This is a genomic window from Aliidiomarina indica (assembly GCF_015354615.1).
Taxonomy (GTDB): Bacteria; Pseudomonadota; Gammaproteobacteria; order Enterobacterales; family Alteromonadaceae; genus Aliidiomarina; species Aliidiomarina indica.
Window position 1 is genome coordinate 22,587 of sequence record NZ_JACAVQ010000009.1, and the last position, 25,159, is coordinate 47,745.

Annotated in this window: 23 protein-coding genes; 12 read left to right on the plus strand and 11 right to left on the minus strand. The window is 50.3% G+C overall.

Features of this window, described 5'->3' with window-relative positions; translation table 11 throughout:
- Positions 1-58: 58 nt before the first annotated feature.
- From HXZ99_RS11255 to HXZ99_RS11280, 6 genes are all read right to left on the minus strand, one after another.
- Positions 59-712, minus strand: a complete 654-nt coding sequence (locus tag HXZ99_RS11255) for a response regulator (RefSeq protein WP_194757387.1) — start codon at positions 710-712, stop codon at positions 59-61.
- Entirely contained in the window at positions 709-1,410 is a 702-nt protein-coding gene (locus HXZ99_RS11260) for a sensor histidine kinase (RefSeq protein WP_194757388.1), read from the minus strand. Before HXZ99_RS11260 ends, HXZ99_RS11255 begins: the two co-directional genes overlap by 4 nt.
- Entirely contained in the window at positions 1,373-4,555 is a 3,183-nt protein-coding gene (locus tag HXZ99_RS12390) for a protein kinase domain-containing protein (RefSeq protein ID WP_194757389.1), read from the minus strand. Before HXZ99_RS12390 ends, HXZ99_RS11260 begins: the two co-directional genes overlap by 38 nt.
- Positions 4,556-4,646: 91 nt before the next feature.
- A complete protein-coding gene (locus HXZ99_RS11270; protein ID WP_194757390.1) occupies positions 4,647-5,480 on the minus strand; it encodes an FHA domain-containing protein in 834 nt (277 codons plus the stop codon).
- A gap of 20 nt (positions 5,481-5,500) precedes the next feature.
- Positions 5,501-6,325: a DUF6689 family protein gene (locus tag HXZ99_RS11275; RefSeq protein WP_194757391.1), complete on the minus strand. Its 825-nt coding sequence runs from the start codon at positions 6,323-6,325 to the stop codon at positions 5,501-5,503.
- A gap of 227 nt (positions 6,326-6,552) precedes the next feature.
- The gene (locus tag HXZ99_RS11280; RefSeq protein WP_194757392.1) at positions 6,553-7,539 is read right to left on the minus strand and encodes a class I SAM-dependent methyltransferase; all 987 of its coding nucleotides are present in this window, start codon (positions 7,537-7,539) and stop codon (positions 6,553-6,555) included.
- 282 nt (positions 7,540-7,821) lie between these two features.
- Here HXZ99_RS11280 and HXZ99_RS11285 point away from each other — a divergent pair, with 282 nt between their 5' ends.
- Together HXZ99_RS11285 and HXZ99_RS11290 are read left to right on the plus strand one after the other, a co-directional pair.
- Positions 7,822-9,072 carry a malic enzyme-like NAD(P)-binding protein gene (locus HXZ99_RS11285; RefSeq protein WP_194757393.1) on the plus strand — a complete coding sequence of 417 codons (1,251 nt, stop codon included), beginning with the start codon at positions 7,822-7,824 and terminating at the stop codon, positions 9,070-9,072.
- Between the two features lies 1 nt (position 9,073).
- Entirely contained in the window at positions 9,074-9,517 is a 444-nt protein-coding gene (locus HXZ99_RS11290; RefSeq protein ID WP_194757394.1) for a hypothetical protein, read from the plus strand.
- A 15-nt stretch (positions 9,518-9,532) separates the two neighbouring features.
- Here the strand turns inward: HXZ99_RS11290 and gloA are convergent, their stop codons facing one another.
- Together gloA and metJ are read right to left on the minus strand one after the other, a co-directional pair.
- On the minus strand, positions 9,533-10,090 hold the full coding sequence (gene gloA, locus HXZ99_RS11295; protein ID WP_194757395.1) for a lactoylglutathione lyase: 558 nt from the start codon (positions 10,088-10,090) through the stop codon (positions 9,533-9,535).
- A 32-nt stretch (positions 10,091-10,122) separates the two neighbouring features.
- Complete coding sequence (metJ, locus tag HXZ99_RS11300; RefSeq protein ID WP_194757396.1) at positions 10,123-10,452, minus strand: met regulon transcriptional regulator MetJ; 330 nt, start codon at positions 10,450-10,452, stop codon at positions 10,123-10,125.
- A 222-nt stretch (positions 10,453-10,674) separates the two neighbouring features.
- Here metJ and metL point away from each other — a divergent pair, with 222 nt between their 5' ends.
- On the plus strand, positions 10,675-13,122 hold the full coding sequence (gene metL, locus HXZ99_RS11305; RefSeq protein ID WP_194757397.1) for a bifunctional aspartate kinase/homoserine dehydrogenase II: 2,448 nt from the start codon (positions 10,675-10,677) through the stop codon (positions 13,120-13,122).
- A gap of 82 nt (positions 13,123-13,204) precedes the next feature.
- Here the strand turns inward: metL and HXZ99_RS11310 are convergent, their stop codons facing one another.
- On the minus strand, positions 13,205-15,778 hold the full coding sequence (locus tag HXZ99_RS11310) for a penicillin-binding protein 1A (RefSeq protein ID WP_407928526.1): 2,574 nt from the start codon (positions 15,776-15,778) through the stop codon (positions 13,205-13,207).
- Positions 15,779-16,232: 454 nt separating this feature from the next.
- Between HXZ99_RS11310 and HXZ99_RS11315 the strand changes: the two genes are divergently transcribed.
- The 8 genes from HXZ99_RS11315 to HXZ99_RS11350 all read left to right on the plus strand — a co-directional run bounded on the left by HXZ99_RS11315 (position 16,233) and on the right by HXZ99_RS11350 (position 21,872).
- Entirely contained in the window at positions 16,233-16,694 is a 462-nt protein-coding gene (locus HXZ99_RS11315; RefSeq protein ID WP_194757399.1) for a hypothetical protein, read from the plus strand.
- Positions 16,684-17,151 (plus strand): hypothetical protein, encoded by a 468-nt coding sequence (locus HXZ99_RS11320; protein WP_194757400.1) that lies wholly within the window; start codon positions 16,684-16,686, stop codon positions 17,149-17,151. The genes HXZ99_RS11315 and HXZ99_RS11320 overlap by 11 nt, the downstream gene beginning before the upstream one ends.
- The gene (locus HXZ99_RS11325) at positions 17,141-17,947 is read left to right on the plus strand and encodes a hypothetical protein (RefSeq protein ID WP_194757401.1); all 807 of its coding nucleotides are present in this window, start codon (positions 17,141-17,143) and stop codon (positions 17,945-17,947) included. Before HXZ99_RS11320 ends, HXZ99_RS11325 begins: the two co-directional genes overlap by 11 nt.
- A gap of 102 nt (positions 17,948-18,049) precedes the next feature.
- Complete coding sequence (gene aroK, locus HXZ99_RS11330; RefSeq protein ID WP_194757402.1) at positions 18,050-18,568, plus strand: shikimate kinase AroK; 519 nt, start codon at positions 18,050-18,052, stop codon at positions 18,566-18,568.
- Between the two features lie 2 nt (positions 18,569-18,570).
- Entirely contained in the window at positions 18,571-19,692 is a 1,122-nt protein-coding gene (gene aroB, locus HXZ99_RS11335; RefSeq protein WP_194757403.1) for a 3-dehydroquinate synthase, read from the plus strand.
- A gap of 77 nt (positions 19,693-19,769) precedes the next feature.
- Positions 19,770-20,615, plus strand: coding sequence for a Dam family site-specific DNA-(adenine-N6)-methyltransferase (locus HXZ99_RS11340; protein WP_194757404.1), 846 nt, complete (start codon positions 19,770-19,772; stop codon positions 20,613-20,615).
- A 31-nt stretch (positions 20,616-20,646) separates the two neighbouring features.
- On the plus strand, positions 20,647-21,087 hold the full coding sequence (locus HXZ99_RS11345; RefSeq protein ID WP_194757405.1) for a GNAT family N-acetyltransferase: 441 nt from the start codon (positions 20,647-20,649) through the stop codon (positions 21,085-21,087).
- Positions 21,084-21,872 (plus strand): class I SAM-dependent methyltransferase, encoded by a 789-nt coding sequence (locus tag HXZ99_RS11350; RefSeq protein ID WP_194757406.1) that lies wholly within the window; start codon positions 21,084-21,086, stop codon positions 21,870-21,872. The genes HXZ99_RS11345 and HXZ99_RS11350 overlap by 4 nt, the downstream gene beginning before the upstream one ends.
- On the opposite strand, the gene HXZ99_RS11355 is transcribed toward HXZ99_RS11350, so the two are convergent.
- Positions 21,869-22,438: a DUF1439 domain-containing protein gene (locus tag HXZ99_RS11355; protein WP_194757407.1), complete on the minus strand. Its 570-nt coding sequence runs from the start codon at positions 22,436-22,438 to the stop codon at positions 21,869-21,871. The genes HXZ99_RS11350 and HXZ99_RS11355 overlap by 4 nt on opposite strands.
- A gap of 165 nt (positions 22,439-22,603) precedes the next feature.
- Between HXZ99_RS11355 and HXZ99_RS11360 the strand changes: the two genes are divergently transcribed.
- Positions 22,604-24,055 carry a YfcC family protein gene (locus tag HXZ99_RS11360; protein ID WP_194757408.1) on the plus strand — a complete coding sequence of 484 codons (1,452 nt, stop codon included), beginning with the start codon at positions 22,604-22,606 and terminating at the stop codon, positions 24,053-24,055.
- Positions 24,056-24,127: 72 nt separating this feature from the next.
- Here the strand turns inward: HXZ99_RS11360 and HXZ99_RS11365 are convergent, their stop codons facing one another.
- Entirely contained in the window at positions 24,128-25,015 is an 888-nt protein-coding gene (locus tag HXZ99_RS11365) for a tetratricopeptide repeat protein (protein WP_194757409.1), read from the minus strand.
- Positions 25,016-25,159: the final 144 nt, after the last annotated feature.

Here is a 25,159-nt window from a genome sequence, read left to right on the forward strand (position 1 = left end):
GATAACCCGCAAAGGCCGAATCAACTACGGACCAACGCAATGCGTTGGGTACCTGATTCTATTCGAGCAAACCTTCTCGGGCGGCTAAACGAATTAATTCGGCGGTATTCGCTACTTCCATTTTCGCTAATACACGACCCCGATGGTTCTCCGCGGTTTTGTGACTCATGTCGAGCAAGCCGGCGATATCTTTGGTGGTATGCCCCGCCACGACCAAGAAAAACACTTCCCGCTCACGGCGCGTTAAGCCGCCCAGCAACGACGTCGGTCTGCCCCGTCCGCTCGCAGTTCGCTCAAGGGATTTTTCCAAAATATCAGGGAAAAACGTGCGCCCGCGATACAAAGCGCGAATCGCCGTAGCGAGTTGATCGGTTGAGGATTCTTTCAGAAGGTAGCCGCGAGCCCCAGCACGATGCAATGCAACCATGTACTCAATCTCGTCGTGCATGGTAAGTACCAGTACTTTGGCATCTGAACGTTGTTGAATCACGCGGTCGATGGCCACCAAGCCGTTCATTTTCGGCATGGAGATATCCATCAAAATCACATCGGGATTGTATTTGACGACGGCTTGCACCAAGGCGATACCATCTTCGCATTCGCAAATTACTTCAAATTCATCATGTTGCTTAAGCATCTGCACAATGCCTTGGCGTACCAAGGTATGATCGTCCGCTACGATAAGGCGGATCTTATTGTCATTGATTGTCATAGGGGTACCAATACACTTATATGGCAGCCGCCACCAGGACGGCTTTTTACATAAAATTCAGCGGCAAACGCTGCTGCCCGATCGCGCATACTTGTTAACCCTACCCCTTGCTCGACCGTATCCATATCGAAACCACACCCGTCATCTATGACATCAAGGCGCAGAGTTGTACCCGCGCGACTTGCATATACGTTGATCATGGAGGCATTGGCATGACGGACTGCGTTGGTTAACGCTTCCTGTGCAATGCGAAACACCAAAATAGCAGACGCCGAATCGGGTGGCGTATCAATGTCTACTTTTACATCAGCACGTAAATCTTCGCCTTCACACAAGGTGCGCACAAGCCAATGCAATGCCGCTTCCAAACCAAGATCATCGAGAATCCGTGGCCGCATTAAACGCGACATTTGACGCACATCGTCAAGTGCTTGCGTTGCAATTTCAGGAATCTCGTCGCCAATCATACCTGCATCGGCGGCACTTTGTAATCGGCGTGTTAATGCAGTGAGAAGTTGACCCAAACCATCATGAAGCTCACGAGACAAACGAGCACGCTCGGCCTCTTGCTGACTCCATAAACGCTGGGCTAAATCACGAAGGGTGTCTTGTTCTTGTTGCAGCAAATGCCGCAACTCGGCCTGACTGCGTCGAAGCGCCTCAATTTCCTGTTCGATCTTGAGTTTGGGGTCGCTCATAGACGCGTTGGTATGCCTCAATCTGATCCGGGGTCATATGCTCAAACAACGCGGTACGAAGCTCATCGGCCCGCCGTTGCGAATCTTCGTCACTAAAAATCTCATAATACAAGTGATTACGCCAGTGATACGGATGATTCTGCAACATTCTGCGTAAACTTTCACGCGCTTGCGCATCGTTAAATTGTATCACTTGTAAATACAAGCCGTGCATATGTTCTTTATACATCACTGGGCGCGTTAATTCACGCACTCGTTCCCATTGCCAGCTATCTTTAGGCAACGGATGCAGCTCTAGGGTCATTAATAACACCCGCAGCTCGGTTTGCACCGGCAGTAACTGCTTACGGAATTTCGACCAAAATGCCGCTATTTCGCTAGCGGTGGCGGTATTGTGGTACACACCAACGGTTTTATGCAGCCATTCCAATAGGATGACTTGCTCAGCATTGAGTTGCTCTTGGTTTTCTTCCAGCAATTCGATTTGCTCAATAATACAATCGCTATCCGCGAGCTGAGCACACATCTCGGCGATCCAAATGCGAGTTTCAATAACCGCCCGAATGTTGCCAATTTCTTCAGACAGACTCAGCGCTCGCACACTGTTTTGCATCGCTGTTTCAATGAGCCCCAGTGAGAAATTACGATGGCTTAAGAAGTACTGGGTTACCAGTTCTTCTTCCGGACGGTGGTCTTTCGCTTGCTCCAATACTTCACTGAGAATATGTGTTGCACTTGTGTAATCGCCACGGGTTAAACTCAAATGCGCCAAGTTCAACTTGGTGCGCAAAATTCCGCTTTGATCACCGATACGAGTAAACACATTTAACGACTGCTTCCAGAATATGTCGGCTTGACTAAAGTCGGCCATCAAGAAATGCATGTAGGCAACGTTATTGATGCTTTCTGCTTGCTGTAACGTTGCCCCTGCTTCAACGCGCAAATCCAAAGCCATACGATAATGGGTGAGCGCTTCACGATAGCGGCCTTGCTCTTCGAGCAAAATACCCCATTCGTTTTCTACCTGAGCAAGACCTAATTGGTCATTGGTTTGCGAAAACAATACTGCAGCTTCTGCTAACGCTGCTTCCGCTTCTGGATACTGACGCTGAATACTCTTGGCGTTGGCTAAATTCGCCAAAGTCACAGCACGGCCGGCGGGGTCGCGCTCTTCCGTACGGAACGTTAAGGCTTCATTAAAGTAACGTGCCGCCGTCGACGGATCAGACCAACGCAGATAGGCCACCCCAAAGGCATTCAACACCATACCCTGCCCGCGTAGATTCTCTTGTTGGCGGAACTTAATTAAGGCTTGGGTTAATTCATTATCGAGGGCTTGTTGGATCTGACCTTGAATAATCCGCAGGCGCGCCAACTCAAACCAACGTTCAGGCGAGCTTGGGTCCAAATCCAGGGCTGCTTGATACATGCGAATCGCCGTATCCGCATCGTCCATCCAGAGCGCCAGTTCAGCGCGCCGCTCCAACAATCCACTGCGGCCTGGGAAGAGCTGAATAAGGCGTTCGGTTACCGCAATCGCCGCATTGACATCACCGGATAGCTCCGCCTCCAGTGCGCGGCCCTCAAGGTGCCAATACTCATCGTCTTGAGAAAGCTGGAAGACCCGATCCAACTGATCACGAGCTTGCTGGATGTTGCCCTGATTACCGGCTAACCGTGCGCCTGCAAGCCAACCCCCGGCGAATTCAGGCCATTCTTCTTGCAATGAACGAACAAAGGTTTGCGCTTCCGCGTCGCGACCTTCACGCATGGCTCGCAATACCGGTTCGACCCGCTGTAGTTCTTCTGGCCGTACAATGGGTTGGCGCGCGGGTAGGGCAAGCTGCTCATTCAGGTGAGTAAGCATTTGCTCCATTGTTTGCGGCAGGGCATCGTTGCTGACGGTCCCCTGAAACGCGCCAAACAAACGATTGCCTGGCATTTCGGCAAGCAGCACTTGCACCCGAGGTGATTCACCCGAGCTAATTTGACTGTTCTGCAGGAGTACCAATACATCGGCGTTCACTAGCTGTGCTAAACGATTGCGATGATCTTGCTGTCGGAATGGGCGTAGTCCCAGATTACGGACCAAGGTGTCCACCCGATCTTGCTCCACCACATCGACGCCACTTTGTGAGATAAGATGTAATTGCAGGAGTTCTGAGATCCCGCCCAACAAATGATCATCCGGGGCGTAAACAATTGCCACGCGAGTAACGACGTTATCCGCGATTACGGGCCCATCGACTTCACCCACAGGTTTTGACCACACCAAATACAACAGGACGACCAAACTTACCCCTATCACACTGGCGGTGTATGCCATATTGCGATGGTGCGCTGGTGCAATCCGCTCTTGGGCTTCTTCTATGGTGATGCGTTGGTGAGCAAGCGGCTTACTTAAGTGCTTAGCGATGCGTTTGAGGCGCAGAAACCAGCGCCAATCGCCCATGTGCCAGCGTCGAAATCGCGTGGCGGCTAACATATCAGCGAACAACCGACCGCTGCTGTAACTATCACTGCGCGGGCTTGCCTTGCCAAATTGCGTGACTTCCGGCGCTTTATATCCTTGTGAGCCAGCAAAATCAGCCCGCTCGAAATCCCCATGGACGCCGATACCAAAATCGAGCAGCACGAGGTTGCCGCGCTCATCAATGAGTATATTTTCCGGTTTCACATCGGCATGGGTAATATTGTGGGAATGACAGGCACGCAGGGCGAGAAGAAGTTGTTCGCTCCACAGCTCAGTTTGTTTACGACTTATCCCCTCGTGCAAAAACTCGGCGAGGCTGCGACCTTCAATCAGGCCCATGGTTAAGAATACCCACTGCCCATCCTGATAGAACTCAAACACCCGTACAATGTTGGGATGATTCAGTTCCCGAGCGAGCAAGGCTTCTTGTCGTAATCGCTGAACTTGTTCGACGTCTAAAGCATGTTGGGGAGCAATAAGCTTTACGGCAATGTCAGAGCCGAGAATTTCATCGCGAGCGGCGTACACTTGCGCCTGACCACCAATGCCAATGGCCCCTAAAATGCGAAAACGACCAGCGAGGACATGACCTTCCGGTAATGTCCTCGTGTTCGTTAATGACGCTGTCTGGTGACCGGCAGTACCGCTTGGCCGGTCAGGGGTGACTGTCACGTATTCTCTCCATCAGTGCTTTTGCTGATACTACCAAGAATACTCTGCTTGGTAATACCTTTGCAAAAACATATGTACAGAAAACGCGAAATTATATTGCTTGTAACGTCGACAAGCGCTGTTCAAGGTCTTGAACTTGAAGCGCCATCGACAATTGACGAGCAAACGCACGCACAATAACCAAGTCTGTATCCAAGAAGCTACGTTGCTCTGCGGTACTATCCGCATACAACACCGCAACCACCTGATTCCGATAGGTAACCGGGTAGCATAACAACGCTTGAATATGGTTTTTAATCACACTCTTTGCGTGAGAAAGCAGTGGGTCAGCACTAACCTTGGATAACACAACGGGCGTATTTGTTGTGAGTGCCTGCTGAATGGCGGTTCGGCTTCCTGTGAACTGATCAGCATTCATCCACTCAGGGAATCCGGTACAACGGGATATATCACCTTGCTCATCAAGGAAAATAACCGCCGCACGATCACTTGAAAGAATGGTGCTTAAGGTTTCAGTTGCCGACATCAGCAAACGATTAAGTGAGGTTTCTCGAAACATCTGCTCTGATGCAGTCTCAACGAATCGAGAACGCCACTGGCGGAAACTACTTTCTGCGGTAATCTGGCGATGGGGTACTTGCTCAAAATAACAGCTCACCGGCCCCAGCGAAATTTCCGCCCGCTTTGCCAAATGCAATTTGTTAATACGATCAGCGCCATTGAAGCAGCCATTTTGGCTGTTGTGATCAACAAGCGTCCAATTACCAGTGCGCGCCTCAAGGCGCGCATGGTAACGAGATACTTGCGGATCGTCGATGATGATATCGCAATCGTCCGCCCGACCAAGCAGATAGTCTTTTCCTTCAAAGAGGATATGACTCTCTGCGGGTCGGTGAGGATAACGAAGTTGAAGTCGTAATGGCATAATTCACGCTCACTTCGTGATTAAAGTTGTGAAAGCGTAAAGCGCAAGTTCCGAGCGCGCGTTAACAGCTCACCTTTTACGTTTTCGATATCATCTGATGAGCGCCATACATCAGGAATGCTGTCACCAGAGGTGCGCTCAAGGACACGGATGAAGTTATTTACCATAGACGCCGCGGCGTTATAACGACCTTCGTGTACATGGTTTTCTGCATTACGGCTGAGTGCACGTAATTCTGAACCGACTTCATCACCGAGCGAATCAACATACGAATATAAGTAGCTCGACATTTCCTGCACTTTTGCAACAGCCTGCGCTTGTGGGTCGCGGTTGTCGACCAAAATTAGGAAATCAGAGAATTGCCCTGTTGAACCACGCGCCCGCAGACTGCCCGCTGCAGTGAGCGTGGTAATGTCTTCAAACTGGGCTTGATTATGTGAACGGAACATCCGCAGATTATCCGCAAAATCGATGCTCTGGGTGTACAGCTCTAATTGTGCTTCACCAGTAAACGCGAAACCACGGTCAGGACGCGCAGTTACGGTTATCAGTACTGGGAAGCTGTCATGCAATGCTGTGAGCATTGAATCAGGTAAGCGACTGGTGATGCTGGCATCAAAAGGTGATACCCGCTGTGCAGTCACTTTAAAGTTTGTTTCATTCAAGCCTACCGCGTGCTCAAACGAAATAGAAAAATCGAATGATAGGCCGTGATCAAGTTTTACATCAGCAACCACTCGGTTGTTGTGATAGGTCACCGTACTTGTTGGTGCCGCCACTGCTGCCATCATTGCTTGAGCCACTAAGCCCAACGCTAACATCATCGTTATGAGATACTTTTGCATCTTCGTTATCCTCTTTGTTTAACCAACTAACTGCCATTACCCTGCCAGATTAAGCGATAAAGACAGGTGCAAGCAACTAGCATTGCTCCCTTTTGAGGCAATAGCATGGCAACAAGATAGATTAAACGCTATAGGGGTTTACCCTCAATTTGTACAAAAAAACCCCTTTTTTTTCCGAAAAAGGGGTTTTTTATCGTTACAAGGGCTTTTTGTCAGAAAACTATCGATTAATCAGCTTTCTTTACAATCTCAATGGCCCACGCAAAAGGTTCAGAACCAATCACAAAATCAGAGTAATCGTTCTGTTTTGATGCTTTTCCAGCAGACTTAATCATGGCTTTTACATCGGCTTCGGTGAGTGACGCATTCACCTGATCTTGAACCCGCATCAGATGGGCTAACAGAATGTTGTATTCCTGGCCTAGCGCACGCAGGGCTTGCTCGGCTTTATCAGCATCATCGACCACTTGAATCAAGCGAGCGACGCGGCCAATGATGTCATCGACCCAAACCCGCTCCGCTTCAGAGCTAAAGCGCTCACGCAACATATCCATAATCCAGCGGGTAGTTTTCTCCGTCGCTTGACCATGTTGGCTCGTCTTCCAGCTCTCCACCGAGCCAGCTTTCAGATACTGCAGGCCAATGCGCAAGAGTAAATCTGCCTGCATGAATAGGGGCGTTTCATTTAAGGTGTAATCGAAAACACGAACGCCCGTTTTCGAGTCCTGCATAATGGTCGACTTATGATGATGGGCTAGCATCACCAGTTTTCCACCCGGTTTAAGAACCCGCAGAATTTCTTTCATGGCCGCTTTTTTGTCTGCGTACTCGAATGCAAACTGACTGACCACACAATCCACAGAAGCATCATCAAACGGAAGCTTGCTCATGTCCGTTTCGCCGTGAAATTGAATTTCACTCAGCATGGCTTTTAATTCAGGCAACCCGTCGACATCTTCTACTGGATTAATGGCTGCCGCATCGACGCCATGTACTGTCCAGTCTTTCTTTTGTTGTTTAGCGAACTGACGGGCTAATAGTGCTAGTGCACCGTTTCCTGTACCGACATCAACAACAACTGCGTTATCGTCGAGGTCTTTTAAGTGAAATTCCCAGAATGTTCTGACATCACCATCGTAACCGCGCCCCGCATCTCCCTCAGCGAAACTGCTTAGTGCGTTCGAACTTTTCCAGTACTGACTCCAATGTTTCATATAGTTACGTCTCTGTATTTTTAGTCTTATATTTGGCCCTGCGGTGGCCGAGGTGCGCACGCCATGGCGACGCTACCTTTCCCCCTGAAGTTGTCAAGCAACACCATACCTGCGGGGCGTTTTGCAAGCAAGTCTCATAGACCAACGGGTGCCGGAAAAAGCGTCAACCCATTGGTAAGATTTGTTCATTTTAAAAAACCCATTACACTCCCTTATTACTCTTGGATTCTTGGTTACTCTGGATTCTTCATCCTGCACACTGTTTATGGACACCACATCACCATGACCGATTTCCGCCAACAAGCCCTTGATTATCATGCACTTCCAGTGCCTGGAAAAATTAGTATTGAGCTCACCAAGCCGGCTGAAACCGTAAGAGATTTAGCGCTCGCCTACAGCCCGGGAGTGGCTGAGCCTGTCCGCGCCATCGCGGAAAACCCAGATGATGTTTACAAATACACCGCAAAAGGAAATCTGGTGGCGGTGATCAGTAATGGCACCGCCATTCTTGGATTGGGCAATCTAGGCCCGATGGCCTCGAAACCTGTGATGGAAGGAAAGGCATTGTTATTTAAGCGTTTCGCTGGCTTAGATTCCATTGATATCGAAGTCACCCATCGCACCACGCAAGATTTTATTAATACGGTGGCCAGCATTGCTAATACCTTTGGGGGCATCAACCTCGAAGATATTAAAGCGCCAGAATGTTTTGAAATTGAGAAGGCGCTTATCGAACGTTGCGATATTCCTGTATTTCATGACGACCAGCATGGCACCGCCATTGTTACCGCAGCGGGCTTGCTCAACGCCCTAGATATTCAAGGCAAAACCATCCAAGAAGCACAAATTGTATGCATGGGTGCCGGCGCTGCGGCTATTGCCTGTATGGAATTACTGATTCAGTGCGGCGCGCAACGTGAGCATATTTATATGCTCGATTCGAAAGGTGTGATTCACACCCGACGCACCGATTTAAACGAATACAAATTGTTGTTCGCCAACAACACTGATAAACGGACCTTACAAGAAGTGATTACCGGGGCAGACGTGTTTGTTGGGGTATCTGGCCCGAACCTGCTCAGTGCCGACGACCTGCGCCTGATGGCAGATAATCCCATCGTGTTTGCCTGTTCTAATCCAGACCCAGAAATTCACCCGGATATCGCCAACAGCGCGCGCGATGATCTGATCATGGCCACAGGCCGTTCAGACTATCCAAACCAAGTAAATAACGTGTTGTGCTTCCCATTTATTTTTCGTGGCGCCCTTGATGTGCGCGCAAGTGCCATTAACGATGAAATGAAACTTGCGGCCGTTCATGCACTCAAAGATTTAGCACGAGAAACCGTGCCTGAGAAAGTGTTAGCTGCGGCCAATGTCAGCGCACTTTCATTCGGTAAAGATTATATTATTCCGAAGCCTATGGACCCACGTTTGTGCGCCCGCGTTGCCCGAGCTGTCGCCATTGCGGCTGTTGAATCTGGCGTGGCGCGCATCGATTTACCAGAGAATTATTTTTCTGAAGGAGGTTAGAATGCGCAAACTTTTATTGGCTAGCGTGGCCGTCGGCATCGCCCTCATGATGAGTGGCTGTGCAAGTCCGGGGAGCAACGATGCGGAGCCGATCATAGCTCTTGACCAGAATCCTCAAACCCTTCGAGCCTTTCGCGACGACCCAGGCATGGCTGACTTTCGTCATTCCGGTCCGATTGATATTCAATGGTACGATGAAACATTACGGGAACAACACCTGGCGTATGCCGCATTACCACGGGGTAGTGAACTGCCCACAGAATTAGCGCAAGCGGAGCGGCAGATTCGCTGGGCAGTGAATTATCCCATCCGTTTTGGCGTGTCTGGAAACCGCCTCTGGATTGAGCCACGCGGCGCCGATGTCGATTATCGTTACGTGGTCGAGGCACTGGCGGGCACCGGCTTGTTCACGCGCGTGCAAGCCGGCCATCTCATTTATCAGTAAAATCGGTGCGCTAAACTACGAACCGAGGTGGCTGCCTAAGCCTTTGGGTAACCGCTTCGGTTCGAATATCTCTATCCAATAGCCGTCCGGATCTTGGATAAAGGCAATATCGTTCATTTTCCCATCTTGTGGACGTTTCACAAAAGAAACGCCTAAGTCTTCAAAGCGTTTACAGGCTTCATCAAGATTGGGTACGGCAAAGCCAATATGACCAAACCCTTTCGGTTCATCGTTGCCATTGTGATAGGTCAGATCATCGTCGTTTTCACTTCCCCAGTTGTGCGTGAGCTCCAACATGGCGGGACGTGAAAAGGTTTCGACTAAGCGTGTATCCGCATCCTCCGACCAATCTTTCAACTGCTCTGGGGTCAGTGCCGCGAGAAAGAACAAGGTAAATTTCATTTCAGGAAAGGGTAACCGCTTCACCAGCGTCATGCCGAGCACCCGGGTATAGAAATCAAGGGTCACTTCCGGATCTTTAATCCGCAACATGGTTTGGTTAAACACGTAGGCGTGGGTTGCCTCATCGTGCTCCTCGCATACACCTGGCGCAGTCTCAAAATGGCGGCTCATGTTTCCTCCACTGATTTGATAAAAAATAAAAACTATTCAGGATCAGACGTGAGGTCTTCTTCTGAATATTCAACCCCCAAATCCTTCATGATGCGCCGTGCTTCGGCAGGAATTTTGTGTGGGTTGTCTTTGCGCAGGTCATCATCGCTGGGTAACGGCTGTCCGGTAAAGGCGTGCAAAAATGCCTCACATAGGAGTTCACTGTTGGTCGCATGCCGCAGGTTTGCCACCTGTCGCCGCGTGCGCTCATCAGTAAGCACTTTGAGTACGTTGACAGGAATAGACACCGTGATTTTCTTCACTTGTGTACTCTTTTTGCCATGCTCGGCATACGGATAGATGTACTCACCATCCCATTTCATTCTGAAAACCTCCGGTAAATATGTACTGCCTTGATGCGCATTGCGCTATTCTTGTTATGACATCGGAGCCTATGCGCAAGATCCTTTTGGAATATGCTTATGCTCTTGTGGCGGCTAGTATGTCATTTTTTGCTGTATTTAGCCATCTAAACTTCTATTTGTCATTTAAGTTCGATATGATGCCGACACTCCATACATCAATGAGGCACGCAGTCACGCAGCATGAGTAGCGATCAACTCCCCAATCCAGAGCGCGTTCGCGCTATCGCCGATGAAATTCACCTTCATAAGTTTGGCGGCAGTAGCCTCGCCGACGCATATTGCTATCGCCGTGTGGCTCGCATTGTTACCGAATACGCAGGCGTTAGTGACCTGGTTGTGGTATCGGCGGCTGGGGACACCACCAATCGCATTCTAGCCATTATTGAAGCCCGCGAAGCCCAACCTGAATACGCCGCTACCTTATTGGGGTCACTGCAACGCTATCAGCAAGGCCTTATTGAAGAACTGTTATCGGGGCGCCAATTAACGCGCGTGATGGCTGCCTCAGAGCTAGATTTTGCACGTTGGCAGCAATGGTTTATTGGTAAAGAAAACATCGAGCGCGCTGAGCTGTGCGCTTACGGTGAACTTTGGTCAGCGCGCTTGCTTGCCGCATTATTGGAAAAACAAGGCACACGTGCGGATTATATCGATGCCCGCACCTTCTTATCCGCGGCAGATGCCGCAGAACCTGTTATTGATGTTCAGCGTTCTCGAGATGCCCTGCTAAAACGATTAGGGCCTTATCCGGGCATGCGCTTTATTGTCACTGGCTTTATTTGTAGCGAATCAGGAACCGGCCGTACCCTATTATTGGGCCGTAATGGCTCGGACTATTCAGCCACCTTAATTGGCAGCTTGATCGATAGCCGCCAAGTGACCATTTGGAAGGATGTGGCTGGCGTATATTCGGCGGATCCGCGCAAAGTTGAGCGGGTGGTAAGTTTACCGACGCTTGATTGGAGTGAAGCCGAAGAGTTAGCACGCTTGGGCAGTCCGGTGTTGCATCCGCGCACCTTCCAACCGGTTAATCGTGAGCGTATGGTCATCAGCGTGCGCTCGAGTTTGAAAGTTGAGAATCAACAAACCCGCATCGGCCAATACGATTATACCGAGGCCCAAGGCAAGGTGCTCACCTCGCTTCAAGATGTCGTGCTCTTTAGTATCCATGTTGGCGATAGCGCCCTCATTGCGCGCTTTGAAAGCACCCAACTTGAGCCCTTAGTAAGCTGGATCGAAGAAGAGAGCCAAGAAAAATACTACGCCTTTCACCAAAACCACTTGGAGTTTATCCGCGATTGGTTAAGCAAAGAAGACGCGGAACATCACGTTCACGAAGTGAGCGGATATAGCATGATTGCGCTAGTCGGGGCGCGTATTCAAGAAAGTCGTCAATTTGCCGTGCTGCGTCGAGAAGCTGGCGAACAACAATTACGCCGGTTCTTGGTATCCCCTCAGAAAACATCCGCTATTGCTATTTTGGGCCAGAAGCTCGACACCCGACTCCTGAGCCGACTGCACAGTCAGCTCTTTAATTTCCGCCGCAGCATCGGTTTGTTGGTGTTAGGGCGGGGCAACATTGGTGCCGAGTGGTTAGAGCTGTTCCGGCAACAACGGGATCGCATGAATGAAAATGTGGATGTGCGCATTATGGGGATCGCCAACTCCTCGCGCATCTGGCTCGATTACAGCGGTGTAGATCTGCAAGATTGGCAAGACAACTTCGAGCGTTTGGCGCGCCCTTATGTCCTTACCGAATTGCTGCGCGAGCTTCCCAACGCGCCTTGCGACGATATGGTCGTGCTTGATCTCACTGACGCCGCCTCCATTGCACAGCTTTATCCGAGCTTTTTTGCCAATGGCATGCATATTATTAGTGCCAACAAACGCGCCGGTTCTGCTCAAGAGTCTTTGTATCGCGAGATCCGCACGATTCAACATGAATACAAACGCGAATGGTTATATAACACCACCGTGGGGGCTGGCTTACCGTTAAATTACGCACTCAATGACTTAATCCGTTCCGGTGATCGCATTCGCAGCATTTCCGGTATTTTCAGTGGCACCATGAGTTGGTTGTTTGAAAATTTTGATGGTGAAGTTAAGTTCAGCGATTTGGTGCGACAAGCACGCACAGAGGGCTTTACCGAGCCGGATCCCCGTGAAGATCTGTCTTGTCACGATATCGTGCGCAAGCTACTCATTGTCGCCCGCGATATTGGCGCATCACTGGATTGGGACGATGTAGAAATTCACGGCTTAGTGCCGAAACCGCTACAGGATATTTCTTTAGAAGAGTTCTTAACACGCCTGCCCGAGCTTGATGCGCCCATGCAACAGCTGTGGCATGAAGCTCAGGCGGAGCGCAAAGTGCCGCGCTTGATGGCAAGTTTCTCGGTGGGTGAAGAACGCTCCCATGCCCGTGTCGGCATCGAGTATATTTCTATCGACGATATGCTCACGAATTTGATTCCGGGCGAGAACATTTTTGTCATTTACAGTGATTGGTACAAAGACATGCCACTCGTTATCAGTGGCCCTGGCGCCGGACGACAAGTGACCGCCGGCGGTGTGCAATCGGATCTGCATCAATTATTGGCACGTTTATCAATTCAAAAAGAAGTCTAGACAACGCTTTCGTCGTTACAAAAAAAACACCGCCATATGACTGTGGCGGTGTTTTTTTGTAGTTCAGTGTAGGCCGCTGATATTAACGGAATAACCCATCGTCATCTTCAAACAGCTGCGGCCGTCGTCCATCCGAATCTGCAAACTCTTTAGGTTCGGTACCGCGCACAAAATATTCGAACATACTTGTGTGATCAGAGCGATTGGTCAGCTTACCGGTAGGCTGATCAATACGTACTGACACCATACCCGATGGCAACTCGTAGGGGCTTGTATCCATGTCCCCAAGCACCCGTTCCATATATAAAATCCATCCTGGAAGCGCCGTGGTACCACCCGCTTCGGAACCCACGATCGGTTGCCGTTGACGACCTAAGTTCGCGTTCAAACTGGTACGCCCTAGGGCAAATTCTAGATTATCGAAGCCCACCCATGTGGCCGCTACCGTACCTTGGCTATATCCTGCAAACCAAGCATCGCGCACATCATTGGTGGTCCCGGTTTTGCCCGCGATATTACGATTGCGCAAGCTTTGTGCGCGCCAGCCAGTGCCGTTCCACCCGGTTTGATGAGCCCAACTTCCGCCGCCCCATATTGCCGACTGCAAGGCTTCGGTCACCAAAAAGGCGGTTTGCTCAGCGATAACTTGCGGTGCCTGTTTAAACTCACGATCCAATGGTGCATCTGGGCCAAGCCCATGCTCCTCTCGGTATTTCGCTTCAACACAAGGGGCGCAGGCATACTCTGGGCTTGCTTCATAAATGGTATGACCGTCTTGGTCTTCAATCCGCTTGATAAAATACGGCGTTATTAAATGGCCTCCATTGGCGAACACCGCAAAAGCGCGCGTTAACTCTAACGGCGTAAACGACGCGGAGCCCAAGGATAATGATTCGTTGCGTGGAATTTCATGGGGCGCAAATCCAAAGTTAGCAAGGTAATCCGCCGTGCGATCAACGCCCACGTCACGAATTAAGCGCACCGACACTACGTTCTTTGAACGTGCGAGAGCTTCGCGCAAACGAATTGGACCATCGTAGACTTCAGGAGAGTTGCGCGGTCGCCACGCCACCCCCGAGCCGGGATTCCACTGGGTAATAGGCGCATCGTTCACTAACGAGGCCAGGGTAAAATCATCTTCGAAGGCCGCAGCATAAATAAACGGCTTAATGGTCGAACCCACTTGCCGCTTTGCTTGGGTAGCACGATTAAACTGGCTTAAGTTAAAGCTATAGCCACCCACAATCGACTGCATCGCCCCATTTTGCGGGTTAAGCGCCACAATTGCGGAGCTTGGTCCCGGTATTTGCGCGAGTTTCCAACCCTCATCAACCGGCCGCACCAAGATATGGTCACCTTCATTGAGGATATCCGCGGCTCGCTGTGGCGCGCGTCCTTGGCGTTCACTATCAATATAGGCGCGCGCCCAATCTAAGTGTTCCCACTCAAGTGTATGTCGCATACCGCCGCGTAATATCACATCGACGCTTTGTTCGTGCACAGCAAGAACTACCCCGTGTTGCAAACGACCAATGCGGGTTTGTCGATTCAAATACTGAATAATTTCCTCATCGCTCCAACGTGCACCGGCATGTTGCAACATTAATGCTAATGTTTCTTCATCGGGCAGCGCGCGGCCGATATTTTCGCCGCCGCGGAAAAAGCGCTCCGGGTCGATACCCCAAAGTTGTTGCTCAGGTCCGCGATAGCCATGGCGCTCATCATAGGCATGCAAGTTTTCTTGCAGCGCCAATTGAGCCGCCAACTGGTGCTCCGAGTTCACTGTGGTAAACACGCGCAAACCAGCCGTATACGCCGCTTCCATACCAAAGCGCTCGATCATTTCCTGACGCACCATTTCCGCTAAAAATGGTGCATTTATCTCGATTTCGGCACCATGGTAACGGGCTGTCACTGGCGCATTGAAGGCCGCATCGTACTCGGCACGACTGATATAGCCTTCATCCAACATACGCCGCAACACAATGCGACGCCGCTGCACTGATGCCTGCGGATTAGAAATCGGGTTGAGAATAGAAGGTCCTTGCGGTAACCCGGCAATTGTTGCAATTTCAGCCAAGGTTAATTCATGGATGTCTCGGCCGTAGTACACCTGCGCCGCCGCACCCACACCAAAAGCCCGGTGCCCTAACGCCAGTTTATTTAAATACAACTCGAGAATTTCATCTTTGCTCAGCTTGCGCTCAATATGAATGGCAATAAATGCTTCTTTTACTTTGCGCATCCACACCCGTTCACGGCTTAAGAAAAAGTTACGCGCTAACTGCATCGTAATCGTCGACGCCCCTTCGCGTATCTCGCCGGTTGTCACCAAAACACGGGCAGCGCGCATAACGCCAATAGGGTCGACACCCCGATGATCATAAAAGCGCGAATCCTCTGTTGCTAGGATGGCATCGATCATGGATTGGGGGATTTCATCGAGGGTTAGCGGAATTCGGCGTTGTTCACCAAATTGCGAGATCAAGCGACCGTCGGCACTGAAAACTTGCATGGGGATCTGTAATCGCACATCACGCAATGTTTCGACACTAGGAAGATCATCTTTTACATAAAAGTACAAACCACCCACTGTTGCACTAGCAAGCACAAACAGAATGAGAAGTGTCAGCACGCTGTACTTTATAAATCTAATCACAAAATTTCCGCCATTACCCTGTATTGAAGTGCGCATTATAGAAAGATTATGCGCTAAATTTAACCAAAGCGTTGTTGAATTTACGTAACTTTCTCAGTCGCTTCATTTATGGATAGTCGTATTAGGGGATTGCAGGATGCTTTCAAGTAGGAACTTACGCTCTTGGGCGGGCTTTGCAGATAAACAGAAAAGTGTTTTAACCGCCGGCTTGTACCACACAGAATCCGACACATTTATGGTGGTTTTGGAGGACTGGGCGACATGCCCCAAACTTCGGCATGTCTTCCAGTTTGCTTCCGCGGAGTTAGCCCTCACACTAAACTCGCATACTCTTATCACACACATAGCTTTGAGATTGGGTTTTGGGAAAAGTTCCCGATTAAGGTGGCAAAAACAAAAAAAAGTAATCTGCACTTGGGCGATCGATCAGTACCAACGCTATACCCTGTTTATGCCCGACGATTTAACCGTGCCCGACCAACGCCATATTGTGCATGAAAAAATTGCCGAACGTGGCGTACATTGTCCGTTTAATGATGATTGGGACATCCATTTACACGGTGATGAAACCGAGATTCGAAGCGTGGCTCGAGCCACCATGGCTCCTTATCGGCGCCTGTTAAAGCACTGGCAACATCAATTCAGCCCCATGCCGGAATTGGCGATTCATCCGCAGCCCCCCTTATTTTCAGATCAGATCACCGCGAGTCGCGACCTTGCCATCAGCCTCATTGAGAAGGATCCAGCGGCGCGTGCCTTTTGTGCTGAAAAAGCGGCTGAAACCACTGCTGCAACACCATCAGATCATACCCATGCACTTATTCAGGCCGCCACGGTAGCCGTGGCGCTTGGCGCTAATCTCAAGCAACCAAACACTGATCAGGCGATTTCGGGACATGACTATGACGTTTAATTTCCTCCAGCCCTTTCCCCAACGCTGGTACCGACAACGCCGGCAAGCAGTGATGCAACTCTGGCTTGCCGGAGCCATTCTCGTATCGATCTGTGCTGTTCAGATTCTGCGCTTGCCTTCCGCCCTATCAGCGCTTGAGTTAAGGGAGCGAGAGCAACTTCGGGCTCAGCTCGCACATGCCTCCCTTGCTCACCACCCCTTGCAGTCGTTTTTCAATTTTCTAACCCACTGGCATGACGTGGCGCAGTGGCCTGCCGATACAGCGACACTCAAGGCGGTAACTTGGGCTGACAAGCAACTTGAGTTAGAGCTCCAGTTTACCCACCGAGAGGCACTTGCAATCAACGCAACCACCTTCGATATTCCCTTGTGGCAACAAACCTCAGTTACCATTGCGCCTGAATCTGGAAACACTAGCGCGATTCGGGTGATCTGGACCTTTCACTATGTTGGATAGATCGGAGCTATGGGCTAAGTTCGTGGTGCGCTCGGCTTGGCAGCGGGTCATTATCATTATGTTCACTCTGGCAGGGATTGTGGGGGCGATTGACATATACTGGCGGGCGCCTCTCGCTAAGGAGCGAATCAGTCAGCGCCAGCAACTTAGAGTTCTAGAAGCGCAGGCCCAGGCAGTTGCCGACCGCGACTTACCCGCGCCAACACGCGCGGATACACCGATACCTATACCCAGACTACCGATTCAATTTGACCATTGGCAATTTTCCAACGATGCGGGCCAAGTACAGCTATTCGGACCAAGCGAACACATGATGCACTGGCTGCACGCCTTACAAAGCACGCCTTGGCTATTTCATCGCCTATCGCTCATCTTCGATGGGCAAGAACTGCGCTTATCGGGTGAGATGCACCAGCAACAGCTCTGGGCAGGCAGCGCTGCGCTCACGATTCCGTCAGCTTGGCAAAACAGATATGTGGACCACACCGACACGCCTCCAGGCAGCGATGAGGAATTTACACAACAAACACCCTGTATTTCTGATGTCGAATGGAACGAAACCGTGCTGGCATTTACGCCACCGCAGAATTACCAAGAAGCGCGTATCGCGACCCAGTCAAAACCTTATCTGATGCCAATTTCTTCGTATTTCCCCATACTTACAGAAACGTCTACACTGCATGTAAGCATATCTGACGCTGGGCTTTTGCGCCTGTTCGCACCCGATCGAGACTGTATCCCTGTGGAGTTTCCGCTTTTACCGGCACGATCCTCCCCCGTGTTCTGGTTGCCATAGCCCATACAAATTGCGATAATCGCGTGTCTTTTTCAGGGGCACAGGGGTGGTTGGACACTCATTTGATTTAATACAGCAAATACAGAAGTGACGTATAAAGCTATGGCTGATAAGCGTAACATTTTTCTCATCGGCCCTATGGGGGCCGGCAAGAGCACCATTGGGCGACAACTCGCCAAATCCCTTCACCTTGAATTTTTTGATTCAGATGCTGAAATTGAGCGCCGCACAGGTGCCGATATTAGTTGGGTATTTGAGCTCGAAGGGGAAGAGGGATTCCGCGATCGCGAAGAGAAAGTGATCAACGAGCTCACCGAAAATACTGGGATTGTGCTGGCCACCGGCGGTGGTTCAGTGATCAGCAAAGAAAACCGTAATCGCTTATCCGCGCGCGGGGTGGTGGTGTACTTGAAAACCACCATCGACAAGCAAGTGGCACGTACCGAGCGCGATAAGCGCCGACCGCTCATTGCCGAAGCGGATAACCCGCGGGAAGTGTTGGAAAAACTTGCTGACGAGCGCAACCCGTTCTACGAAGAAATTGCTGATGTTGTTATTCAAACCGATGAGCAGAGCGCCAAGGTTGTGGCAAACGAAATCATCGAGAAACTAGGGTTATAATCATGACTGCGCCGCTCTCCACTTTGCATGTTGAACTTGGAACGCGGCGCTATCCCATTCTCATTGGCGACGGCATTCTCAGTGAGCAGCTCTTACCCTTACTTCACGAAAGCCTGCCCCAGCATGGTCGCAATATTCTGGTATTGAGCAATCCAACGGTTGCCGGCCATTATTTGAACGCCGTACTGCACGCATTTCAAAACCACGACAAAGCCTATAACGTACACCATATGCTCATTCCTGATGGCGAAAGCTATAAAAGCCTCGCCACCTATAGCGATGTCATGGATGTTTTGGTGAAGCAGCGCTTTGACCGCGACTGCGTAATCATCGCCCTCGGTGGCGGCGTGGTCGGTGATCTTGCCGGCTTTGTTGCTGCAACTTGGCAACGGGGAGTGCAATGCCTGCAAATTCCCACGACCCTACTCGCGCAAGTGGATTCATCAGTGGGTGGTAAAACCGCAGTGAATCATCCCGGTGGGAAAAACCTCATTGGTGCCTTCCATCAGCCTGCCGCAGTTCTTATTGATACGCAGGTGCTCACCACCTTACCCGATCGCGAATTGGGCGCTGGCATTGCTGAGATTATTAAGTACGGCATTATGGCTGACGCCGAATTCTTCCGCTGGCTGCAGCAAAATATGCAGCCGTTGCTGGATAAAGATCCGCAAGCCTTAGCCCACGCGATTCACACCAGTTGCGCTATCAAGGCCCGCGTGGTTGCGGCGGACGAAACTGAGCAAGGGCAACGGGCATTATTGAATTTAGGGCATACTTTTGGCCATGCCATTGAGGCAGCAACCCAGTACAGCAGCTGGTTGCATGGCGAAGCAGTCGCTACCGGCATGGTTATGGCCGCGCGCCTCTCTTGTTTGCGTGGCTTCATTGGCACCACTTATCGCGATGCCATTATCGATCTAATCCAATCAGCCCACTTACCAACTGTTCCGCCCATCGCCATGAGCATCGACACATGGCTTGAGTTGATGAGTCGCGATAAAAAAGTGAAAGACGGAACCATGCGCTTCATTTTGCCGACCGGTCCCGGAGCGGCGGAAATTTTTAGTAATGTGACCCAAGCCGAGCTTACTCGCGTTATCAATGAATCGATTGCGCAAGCCTGAGGCCGTGTTATTCCTGATCGGTTCAGGTTACAATCGGTTTTTCACGTATTCAACTGGTGCCCGGCGTTCCCATAATAATGAAAACAAAGCAACGCGCATTTCTTAAGTGGGCAGGTGGCAAATACACCCTAGTCGAGCCCATTCGTAATCTTCTGCCGGGGGGCGATAAGCTAATTGAACCCTTCGTGGGAGCCGGCTCGGTGTTTCTCAACACCGATTATGAAAAGTATCTCCTCAATGATATCAACGCCGATTTAATTCACCTGTACAAAATCATCAAGCGGCGCCCAAAAACTTTTATCGAAGACGCGCGCAAGCTGTTTGTGCCGGCGACTAATCAAGCGCATGTGTACTACGGCATACGCGCCGATTTTAATCTCAGCCGTGACCCGTACGAACGCTCCCTGTACTTTTTGTACCTCAATCGCCATGGCTACAATGGACTGTGTCGATACAATAGCAGCGGCTTTTTTAATGTCCCTTTTGGCAAATATCGGGCACCCTATTTTCCGCAACAAGAGCTCGAGTTCTTTGCCGAGAAAGCAAAACGGGCAACCTTTACCTGCGAGCCTTTTCAGCATTCCTTTCGCCGCGCTCGGCGCGGGCACGTGATCTATTGTGATCCGCCCTATTTACCGCTCAGTCCAACTGCCAATTTCACCAGTTATGCAGGCAATGGTTTTGGCCTCGATGAGCAAGCAATTTTAGCGCAAAAGGCCATCGATGCCTCTGCAAAGCGCGGTATTCCCGTGCTGATCAGCAATCACGACACCGTTTTTGCCCGTGAACTGTATCAAAGTGCTAACCTTACCCCACTACAAGTTCATCGTTTTATTAGTCAAAATGGCAGTACTCGGAATAAAGTAGGGGAACTACTTGCTTACTTTGCTCCGCAGGTGCCTGGACTTAAAGTAGGGAAGTAGCCGATGGTCACGTTGCGCAAGGAGAGATGCCATGTTGAATTTCACGATTTCCACATTCAACGAACTAAGTAACGAGTTAGTGCACAATATTTTTCGCCTGCGCCAAGATATTTTTATTGTGGAGCAGAATTGTGTTTATCCAGATATTGATGGCATTGATCCGGATTGGCTCCACCTATGTGCATTTGATGAGCAAGGGCTCGTGGCTTATGCGCGGGTCCAGTGCACGAACCAAGAACCCTCGCATATTGGTCGCGTTGTGGTGCATCAACGTGGGCGTGGCAAAAGTTACGGTCGCCTGCTTATGCAGCGAGCCATTACGGAAGTGATTGAGCGCGCACCGGATTACCCCATTGAGTTAAATGCACAAAGTTACCTCCTCGAGTTTTACACTTCCCTTGGATTTCATGTCCTCGGCGATGAATATCTGGAGGATGGCATTCCCCATCGGCACATGGAGTATCACCCATGACCTTTCTTGTGCCGTTACTTCCCGCTGAACCGGAACTACAGCCTGCAGCTGCGCAGTTAGCGGAGCGCTTTCAACTTCCGCAGCAACATTGTGGCGAAGACTTCGTGCTTGAACTCACCCGAGATGGGTTGCAGTTACGTTGGTTAGAGCGTCCGGACATGCAGCCGCTCATGCTTGATTACACGCGCGGTCGGCAGGCTTGGCGGCAACAATTGGGAAGTGGCAGGCAGGAAGCCATCGTGCGGGCTATCGGTGTAGCACGCGGCATGCGTCCGCGCGTGCTAGATGCCACAGCAGGCTTAGGTCGTGATGGCTTGATGTTAGCCCACGCCGGCTGCGACCTGTTCTTTCTCGAGCGAAACCCTGCGGTCCATGCGCTCCTCGATCAAGCCGTGTTGCACTTTCAACTCCATCAGCCGAATGACCATTGGCGGCGCCAACGCTTGCATGTACTAGGGGCCGGTAGCTTGCTCGAACATGATCCTCTACCCGACGAAATTTTAGACGTAAATCCGGACGCGGTGTACCTCGACCCCATGTTTCCTGAACGGGAAAAATCAGCGGCGGTAAAAAAAGATATGCAGATGCTTCAACAGCTTGTTGGCTCCGATTTTGATGCAGACGGATTACTCCCCATCGCTCTTGAACTGGCCACTTACCGTGTCGTGGTAAAACGCCCTAACAAAGCGCCTTTTTTAGCAGGACAAACCCCACAATCACAAGTGACCAGTAAAAAGCACCGCTTTGATATCTATATTAAGCAAGCTTACCCCAAAATCACTTAATCATTGTTTTGCTGTGCGCGAAAACGCAATCCGCCCGATTCCACTTCCATGGAAATAGGGAAGCGCATTAGCATGCGATGACGCGGATTATCGGCATCAAGACGATACACTGGCTGCTCAGCCATTATCTCATCGAGGATTTGTTTCACTTCTCGATTAAGAAACCCAAGCGAACCACGATAACCGCCAGCATCAATCGATGCATTGAGAATATCTAGATTGCGCACAAATACCGCGTGCTGATCGTGGCGATAAATAGGCGCGCCTTCCACCGACATTTCCACCGCAATCGGATAGCTCATGCCCAATCCTGATATCTGCAAGGTGAATGCCGTGTGCACGCGAACCAAGTTAGTATCCTCCGGACCTATTTCTAACGACAGCTTTTCCACTTCGAGCGGCGCCGACATGCCTAAAATCGTCACGCGTGTATCCATTGCATTGATGCGATCCCAGAGAATTTGCTCTAACTGCCCTTGTTCAACACGATAACTGGCGATTTGGCTGAGTTGAGCACACCCAAACAAAAAGAGCGTAAGGCATAGGAGCAACACATATTTTTTCATCGGGTTTCCTTTTTTCTTGGTGTAAATCGTCATTTCCCAACAATTGGGTTACATTTTACGCTTGGTTGACTGCTGTGCATCCGATAGACTTAGCGTATCCCACACAGGCCGTCCGCACGGACCACCTAATTATAATGATACATATAACAACACATAGGCTTGTTTATGAAGAAAGCGTTTAAAGTTCCACATACTCTGACTTTATTGTTCAGTATGATGATCATTGCGATGCTTGCAACTTGGGTTGTGCCGCAAGGGTTTTTCCAAACTGAACTCACAGACACCGGACGTAGCGTGGTTGTCCCTGGCACCTTTGAGCTCGTTGAAGAACGCCAGTTTCTCACTCCTTGGGAATTATTAACAGCGGTTCCTCGTGCGTTTGCCGCCGCCCAAGACATTATTTTCTTCGTCTTTATCGTTGGTGGTGTATTAGCTATTGCGCGCCGCACCGGTACCGTCGACGCCCTCATTGGTCGCTTACTCGAGAAACATAAAGATCGCCCTGAGAAACTAATTTTCATGGTGATTTTCTTTTTCTCTTTGGCCTCTGGTGCTATTGGGACCGCCGGCGAATATATTCCCTTCGTTCTGATCTTAGTGGCCCTGTGTAAAGCCATGAAACTGGATGCGATGACCGCAGTGGGCATGACTGTGGCCGGTTACGGTGTGGGTTATGGCGTCTCTGCCTTTAATCCGTTCACCGTGCTCATTGCCCAAGGCATTGCCGAAGTTCCGCCCTATTCGGGCCTGTGGCTGCGCCTCTTGCTCATTCTGCCGTTTGTACTCATTGCTTTTCACCACGTATGGAGCTACGCCAAGAAAGTACAAGCGGATCCCACGCAAAGTTTGGTCGCAGACTTACCCTGTCCCTTAGAAGGCAAAGTGCAGCAAGATTATCCGAAATTAAACGGTCGCCACCGTTTAATTTTAGGTACCTTTTTAGTCACCATTGCCATCGCCATTTACGGCATTTCACAGTTCGGTTGGTATTTGTACGAACTCGGTGCCTGCTTCGTTGGTTGGGGTCTGCTCATCACTGTATTGGGTCGTTTAAAGTTCGATGAGGCCGCTGAGAGTTTTATTGAGGGCGTGAAAGATCTCACGACCACCGCGGTATTGATCGGTGTCGCCCGCGGGATCGCCCTCATTTTGGAAGATGGTCAGGTGCTCCACAGTATTGTAAATGGCCTGTCTATGCCGTTGTCCCATGTACCTTCATACATTTCAGCGGTAGGTATGTTAGTAATTCAAACGATACTGAATCTATTCGTTCCTTCCGGAAGTGGGCAAGCGTTTGTCACCATGCCTTTGATGGCGCCACTGAGTGATTTGGTGGGCGTGCCTCGGCAAGTCGCCGTCTTGGCCTATCAGTTCGGTGATGGCTTCTCGAATATGATTGTACCGACCAATGCGGTATTGATGGGAATTATCGGTATTGCTGGCGTGCCTTATGATCGCTGGTTCCGCTTCTGCTTACCACTGCTTGGTAAATTAATGCTCGCTTGTGTGGTGGTATTGATACTCACCGTCATCTTTGGCTATGGCGCCGATGTACAACCAGATGTACAACCCGATGTGGCCAGCGTAGTGACAGCGACACTGGTGGCGTTCGCTTAACCTCTCTGAAATAGGCCCATAAAAAAAGCCCAGCAATAAATTGTTGGGCTTTCTCATATAGGAACGAGATGCTTACCGATCCATCCCCAAGGCTTCAAGCAACGTAGGCCCTACAAAATCACTTTCACCTCGTTGATATATCACTGAACAGCCAAATCCCGAGCACGCATGAGCGCGACGAATACGAGTTCCCGACGGCGGGCGATTATCAAAGTGCTTGAATAGCAAGTCATTCATTTGCGCTAAACGATCTTCAAGCGACCCTGTCATGGCACGCACTTCAATACGCTCCATGTTCTCATATTCACGTAACTGGCGAGCAATCGATTGACCCTCTTCCGACTGCTGCTCAAACTCTTCAGCAATTGCCCGTAAGCGAGACCGCGCATCACCGTGACCTACCACTGCGAGGTGCTTGTAGATTTCGCCTGCAGCACGCAAGTCTTGCTCACCTAACACGCCTTCTTCATAAAAACGTGCAACCGCGTACATCGACTCGGGGTGACCTTGCTCTGCCGCTTCACTTAGCAATTCAAGAGCTTCGTCCACTTGCTGATTAGCACGCAGTAAATCAATCGCCTTCTCGTACATGGCCGGCGCAAAGCCTAACTCGATGGCGCGATCGCGGAAATGATCGGCACGTTCCAGATCTTGTGGAAATACCACGCCATGACGGCGCCAGCTTGATTTCACATGAAACGCTTGCGGATTACGCAAACGAATCGACTCTTTCATCCACTTTCGTGCTTCGTCGATATCTTGTTCAACACCTTCACCATTGGCATAAGCGACGGCTAAGATAAGCATCGCTTCAAAGCTACCGTTTTGGGCATAGCGTTGGAAACGTTCAATTTGGGCGCGACATGATTCAGTGTCGCAACGCTCACCGGCTGCAACTGGCGATATTGCAAATACGCTGGATAATACGAGCGAAAGCCCGACAATAATTGGTAATTTCATAGTGTCCTCACTTGCCAACCAAAGCGGCTGACTCTTTCCCTAGATAAAATATACTGACGCCAAAACTTCAGGACAGCCTTTAAAATATACGCAACGAACGGAGAAAACGGCAAAAGTTACTTTGTAACAAAGTATGTTACCTGC

What these genes read in the sequence shown, in the direction of transcription:
- HXZ99_RS11315 (WP_194757399.1), top strand. Translation starts at nt 16,233, where the DNA reads ATGCCCGACGATTTAACCGTGCCCGACCAACGCCATATTGTGCATGAA.
- HXZ99_RS11355 (WP_194757407.1), bottom strand. Translation starts at nt 22,438, where the DNA reads ATGAAAAAATATGTGTTGCTCCTATGCCTTACGCTCTTTTTGTTTGGG.
- HXZ99_RS11260 (WP_194757388.1), bottom strand. Translation starts at nt 1,410, where the DNA reads ATGAGCGACCCCAAACTCAAGATCGAACAGGAAATTGAGGCGCTTCGA.
- HXZ99_RS11280 (WP_194757392.1), bottom strand. Translation starts at nt 7,539, where the DNA reads ATGAAACATTGGAGTCAGTACTGGAAAAGTTCGAACGCACTAAGCAGT.
- HXZ99_RS11340 (WP_194757404.1), top strand. Translation starts at nt 19,770, where the DNA reads ATGAAAACAAAGCAACGCGCATTTCTTAAGTGGGCAGGTGGCAAATAC.
- HXZ99_RS11270 (WP_194757390.1), bottom strand. Translation starts at nt 5,480, where the DNA reads ATGCCATTACGACTTCAACTTCGTTATCCTCACCGACCCGCAGAGAGT.
- HXZ99_RS11325 (WP_194757401.1), top strand. Translation starts at nt 17,141, where the DNA reads ATGTTGGATAGATCGGAGCTATGGGCTAAGTTCGTGGTGCGCTCGGCT.
- HXZ99_RS11275 (WP_194757391.1), bottom strand. Translation starts at nt 6,325, where the DNA reads ATGCAAAAGTATCTCATAACGATGATGTTAGCGTTGGGCTTAGTGGCT.
- metJ (WP_194757396.1), bottom strand. Translation starts at nt 10,452, where the DNA reads ATGAAATGGGATGGTGAGTACATCTATCCGTATGCCGAGCATGGCAAA.
- HXZ99_RS11365 (WP_194757409.1), bottom strand. Translation starts at nt 25,015, where the DNA reads ATGAAATTACCAATTATTGTCGGGCTTTCGCTCGTATTATCCAGCGTA.
- HXZ99_RS11255 (WP_194757387.1), bottom strand. Translation starts at nt 712, where the DNA reads ATGACAATCAATGACAATAAGATCCGCCTTATCGTAGCGGACGATCAT.
- HXZ99_RS11320 (WP_194757400.1), top strand. Translation starts at nt 16,684, where the DNA reads ATGACGTTTAATTTCCTCCAGCCCTTTCCCCAACGCTGGTACCGACAA.
- aroK (WP_194757402.1), top strand. Translation starts at nt 18,050, where the DNA reads ATGGCTGATAAGCGTAACATTTTTCTCATCGGCCCTATGGGGGCCGGC.
- HXZ99_RS11345 (WP_194757405.1), top strand. Translation starts at nt 20,647, where the DNA reads ATGTTGAATTTCACGATTTCCACATTCAACGAACTAAGTAACGAGTTA.
- HXZ99_RS11360 (WP_194757408.1), top strand. Translation starts at nt 22,604, where the DNA reads ATGAAGAAAGCGTTTAAAGTTCCACATACTCTGACTTTATTGTTCAGT.
- HXZ99_RS11285 (WP_194757393.1), top strand. Translation starts at nt 7,822, where the DNA reads ATGACCGATTTCCGCCAACAAGCCCTTGATTATCATGCACTTCCAGTG.
- HXZ99_RS11350 (WP_194757406.1), top strand. Translation starts at nt 21,084, where the DNA reads ATGACCTTTCTTGTGCCGTTACTTCCCGCTGAACCGGAACTACAGCCT.
- aroB (WP_194757403.1), top strand. Translation starts at nt 18,571, where the DNA reads ATGACTGCGCCGCTCTCCACTTTGCATGTTGAACTTGGAACGCGGCGC.
- gloA (WP_194757395.1), bottom strand. Translation starts at nt 10,090, where the DNA reads ATGAGCCGCCATTTTGAGACTGCGCCAGGTGTATGCGAGGAGCACGAT.
- metL (WP_194757397.1), top strand. Translation starts at nt 10,675, where the DNA reads ATGAGTAGCGATCAACTCCCCAATCCAGAGCGCGTTCGCGCTATCGCC.
- HXZ99_RS11290 (WP_194757394.1), top strand. Translation starts at nt 9,074, where the DNA reads ATGCGCAAACTTTTATTGGCTAGCGTGGCCGTCGGCATCGCCCTCATG.